The organism is Streptomyces thermovulgaris, from assembly GCF_002155915.1.
In the GTDB taxonomy this organism is placed as follows: domain Bacteria; phylum Actinomycetota; class Actinomycetes; order Streptomycetales; family Streptomycetaceae; genus Streptomyces; species Streptomyces thermovulgaris.
Genome location: NZ_MUME01000175.1, coordinates 1 through 4,718, shown reverse-complemented (window position 1 = coordinate 4,718; position 4,718 = coordinate 1). Strand labels below are relative to the sequence as shown.

The following is a 4,718-nucleotide window of genomic DNA, read 5'->3' as shown; positions in this document are numbered from 1 at the left end:
CCGATACTCAAACTGCGACCGCCCCCACACCGCCGTCGCCGCCACATCAACCAACGACACCGCATCACCACAACCAGCCAGCCACTCCGCCCACCGACCAGCCTGCGCACGCAACGCCCCCACATCCCGACCAGAGACGACCAGAGGCACCGGACCACCCTCAGCAATGCCGCTTCGGGTAGCGCCATCTCCAGGGGTGTCATCCGGTGCTGCCTCGGTGCTCTTCCGCACCGGGGGTTCTTCCAGCACCACATGCGCGTTGGTGCCCGACAGGCCGAAGGAGGACACTCCGGCTCGGCGTACTCGGCCGGCCTCGCGCGGCCAGGGTCGGGCCTCGTCCAGGAGTTTCAGGCCGCTGCCCTCCCAGGCGATGTGCGGGCTGGGCTCGTCGGCGTACAGCGTCTTCGGCAGCATCTGGTGCTGCAGAGCCAGCACCATCTTGATCACACCCACCACACCGGCGGCGGCCTGCGTGTGTCCGATGTTCGACTTCGACGAGCCCAGATAGACCGGCCGGTCCGTATCCCGGTCCGGGCCGAACACCTCGGCCAGTGCGCCGGCTTCGATCGGGTCGCCCAGCGGGGTGCCGGTGCCGTGGGCCTCGATCGCGTCGATGTCGGCGGGGGTGAGGCGGGAAGCGGCCAGTGCGTCGCGGATCACCCGCTGCTGCGAGGGGCCGTTGGGCGCGGTCAGGCCCTGGGAACGGCCGTCCTGGTTGACCGCGCTGCCACGGATCACCGCCAGGATCCGGTCACCGTCACGCTCGGCAGCCGACAGCCGCTTGAGCACCAAAACCCCAACACCCTCAGCCCAGCCCGCACCATCAGCCCGCGCCGAGAAGGACTTGCACCGCCCATCAGGAGCCATCCCCTTCAACCGCGAGAACTCCACGAAGAGGGAAGGCGCACTCATGACGGTGACGCCGCCGGCCAGGGCGAGGTCGCATTCGTCCTGCCGCAGCGCGGTGACGGCGAGGTGGAGGGCGACGAGGGAGGACGAGCAGGCGGTGTCGACGGTGACGGCGGGCCCCTGGAGCCCCAGGGTGTAGGACACCCGGCCCGAAACCACACTGGACGCCTTGCCGGTGTTCACGTAACCGTCGAAAGTCTCCAGGTCGCGACCCAGGTCGCCGTAGTCGGAGCTCATCGTGCCGAGGTAGACCCCGGTCTTGCTCCCACGGAGCGAGTCGGGTCGGATGCCGGCCCGCTCCAGGGCCTCCCAGGACGTCTCCAGCACCAGCCGCTGCTGCGGATCCATCGACACCGCCTCACGCGGCGAGATCCCGAAGAAAGCAGGATCGAAATCCTCAACCCCCTCCAGGAAACCCCCCTCACGGGCATAACTCTTGCCCACCGCCTCCGGATCCGGGTCATACAGGTCCAGCCCCCGCCACCGCTCGGGCAGACCACCCACCGCATCCCCACCAGCAGCCAGCAACTCCCAAAACGCCTCCGGCGTATCAATCCCACCCGGAAGACGACACGCCATCGACACCACAGCAATCGGCTCGTGCTGCCGGGCCTGCCGCGCTTCCAGATCCGCCGCACGCTTCTGCAGCGCGCGGATAGCGGGCAGAGCGGCTTCCATCCGGTTCTGGTTTGACATCGACACCATTGAGCCTTTCTGCGCGGCCACGGCGGGCGAACAGCGTCCCGGGCGGACGGATTGCGGGACCCCACCAGCCAATCGGTGGTCGCTTGAGCGTCGGTCGCACCCACCTGGTGCGTCGTCGCCGGTCCAGCGCCCCGACAGAGCAGAGAGCCCGGCACAGGTGTGCCGGGCTCTCCTCGCCGTCTGTCGCCGTATGGGTGCGGTGCTGGGGCAGCGTCCTGTTCCCGGGCCCTGGAGTCCCCTGGGGCACTGCGGGCGGACCGCCGCAGGGCTTCGGGCCCGGGCGACCACGGCCGAACGGGGTTGTCGAGGGAGATCAGTCGAGGTCGAACCCCGACGCCTCCAGCAGTGCGTTCAGCTCCGCGTTGATGTCGTCCACCGACCTCTCGTCGTCCAGGGCGCCGGCCGGTTCGGCCGGGGCCGGGACGGTCGCCGTGCCCTCCGGGGCCGGGGCTGACTCGCGGGCCAGTTCCACGAGCCGGTCCAGCAGGCCGCTGCGGCGCAGCTGGTCCGCGGAGAGCCGTTCGAGGGCCCAGCCGAGCAGAGCCTCGGAATCCGTGGCGTCCCCGGGGGCGTCGGAGGATGCCGAGGCGGGTGTCGCCTCGGGTGTGGTCGGCAGATCCAGCCGGGTCAGGATCAGCTTGGCGATCTCCTCGGGCGTCGGGTAGTCGAAGGCGAGGGTGGCAGGCAGCGAGAGCTCGGTGGCGGCCGAGAGACCGCGGCGCAGCTCGACGGCCATCAGCGAGTCGAGGCCCAGGTGCTTGAGCACCTGATCCGGGGCGAGGGAGTCCGCCGAGTCGAGGCCGAGTACGGCGGCCACTTCCCGGAGCACCAGCTGTGTGACCAGTTCGATCCGCTCCTCCGCCGGGGCGGCCAGCAGCCGGTCGCGCAGCCCTGTGGGTGCGGACGTGACGCTGGTCCTGGCGCGGGCCGGCCTGGTGTTCCGTCGTACCAGAGCCCGGAAGAGCGCCGGAACCTCCTCCCCCGCATCCGCGGCATGCTGGGCCTCCCGCAAATCGAGCCGGGCGGGGACGAAGTTGCCGGCGGGGCGTGCCAGCACCGCGTCGAGGAGCGCCAGGCCCTGTGCGAAGGGCAGTGGTGCGATGCCCTGGCGGCGCATGCGCTCCAGTTCCACGGCACCCAGGTGGGACGTCATGCCCACGCCCGCCTGGTCCCACAGGCCCCAGGCGAGGGAGGTGACCGGACGGCCCTCGGCACGCCGTCGGGCGGCGAAGGCGTCGAGGAAGGCGTTGGCGGCGCCATAGATGCCCTGGCCCGCCGTGCCGACGGTACCGGCGGCGGAGGAGAAGAGGACGAAGGCGGCGAGGTCGAGGTCCCGGGTGAGCTCGTCGAGGTGGACGGCGCCGTCCACCTTGGGGGCCATCACCCGAGAGAGCCGCTCTCCGTCCTGGCCGAGGAGGACACCGTCGTCCAGGATTCCCGCGAGATGCAGGACCGCAGTCCACGGATGCCCCTTCTCAGCAAGACCGAGCACCTGCGCCAAGTCATTTCGCCGAGTGACATCACAGGCCACCACACGGACGCATTCCGCACCTTCTTCTTCCAGTTCGTGGACCAGCTCGGCCACACCAGGCGCATCCGGCCCACGACGGGAGGTGAGCACCAGATGCCGCACACCATGCACGGCCACCAGATGCCGCGCCACCACCCGACCCAGCTCACCAGTCCCACCCGTAACCAGCACCGTACCCTCGGGGTTCAGTGCACGCGCGGCGCTGCCACTGTCGCTGGTGGTGTCCGTGGCGCCTGCGCGCATCAGGCGGGCGGCGAGCACCTCGCCCCCGCGCACGGCAAGCTCCGGCTCACCGGCAACAGCCACCGCAGCAGCCAGCCCCTCCCAGTCCGCATCCTCCGGACCGAGGTCGATCAGACGCAGACCACGCTCGGGATGCTCACTGCGCGCCGCCCGCACCAGCCCCCACAACGGAGCGCACGACAGCCCCTCCAGCCGGTCGCCCTCCACGGCGGCGATGCCGCCGCGCGTGACCCAGACAAGCTCCGCCGACGCCAGCCGCTCATCGGCCAGCAGCCGCTGGAGTTGCGCGAGGACGTGCTCGGTCGTCCTGTACGCGGCTTCGGGCTCGCTGGAGAGGGCCGAGCAGTCGGTCATGTCGACGACGACTCGGGCGGGGGCCTGTGAGCGTGTATCGAGCAGGACGGCCAGCGCCTCGAGGTCGGGAACGGCCGGCGCGCCGAGGAGCTCGGCGAGTTCGCCCGTGCCGGCCAGCACGACGTCCGTGGTCGTGTCGCCGGACGCGGCGGGGGCGGTCACCTTCTGGAACTCCAAACGGTGCAGGCCGTCGGGGGCTGTCCTCCGCGCGGTGCTCAGCTGCTCGGCCGTCGCCCGGCGGAGGTGGAGTCCGCCGATCCGCGCGACGGGTTCGCCCTCCGGGTCGGACGCCCAGACCCGGATCTCCTGGCCGGTGTCCGAGGAGGAGACGTCGATACGGACACGCAACTCCTGGCTGCCCGTCGCGTACAGCTCGACGTCGCTCCACTCGAAGGGCAGCAGGGCGCCTTCGGACTCCTGCCGGCCGGCTGTGCCGGTCACGGCTTTCATGATGTGCAGGGCCGTGTCGAGCAGAGCGGGGTGGAGGTTGTAGTCCGCGGCTGCGCCCTCGAGCGCATCGGGCAGGCGGACGCGTCCGTAGGCGGTGTTGTCCTTGCGCCACAGCTCCACCAGGCCCTGGAAGGCCGGGCCGTAGTCGATGCCCTGGGCACTGAACGCCTCGTAGAAGCCGTCCAGTTCCACCTGCTCGGCACCGGCCACCGGCCAGCGGGCCAGCTCTGCGAACTCGTCGGACGTGGAGGCGTCGACGGGTACGTCCAGAAGCTCACCGCTCGCGTGCCGGGTCCAGGAGCCCGGGTCGTCCTGTGCGCCGTCGGGGCGGCTGTAGATCGCGATCGTACGGCGGCTGTCCGCGTCGGGCCTGCTGACCGTGATCTGGATCTGGACCGCTTCGTCGATCACCAGGGGTTCGGCCAAGGTCAGTTCGGTGATCTGGTCGGCTCCGATGTGGTGGGCGGCGGTCAGGGCAAGCTCCAGCAGACCCGTGCCCGGCACCAGCACGGTGCCGAAGACCGCA

The 4,718-nt window shown here is 70.7% G+C and carries 2 protein-coding genes; both read right to left on the bottom strand.

The genetic code is table 11. The features are described from left to right. Positions 1-1,611 (bottom strand): type I polyketide synthase (locus CCN35_RS15595; RefSeq protein ID WP_425444298.1); only part of this gene is annotated, 1,611 nt, incomplete at its 3' end. Positions 1,612-1,927: 316 nt separating this feature from the next. Continuing rightward, on the bottom strand, positions 1,928-4,718 hold a 2,791-nt coding region (locus tag CCN35_RS15590; protein ID WP_143631557.1), incomplete at its 5' end, for a type I polyketide synthase.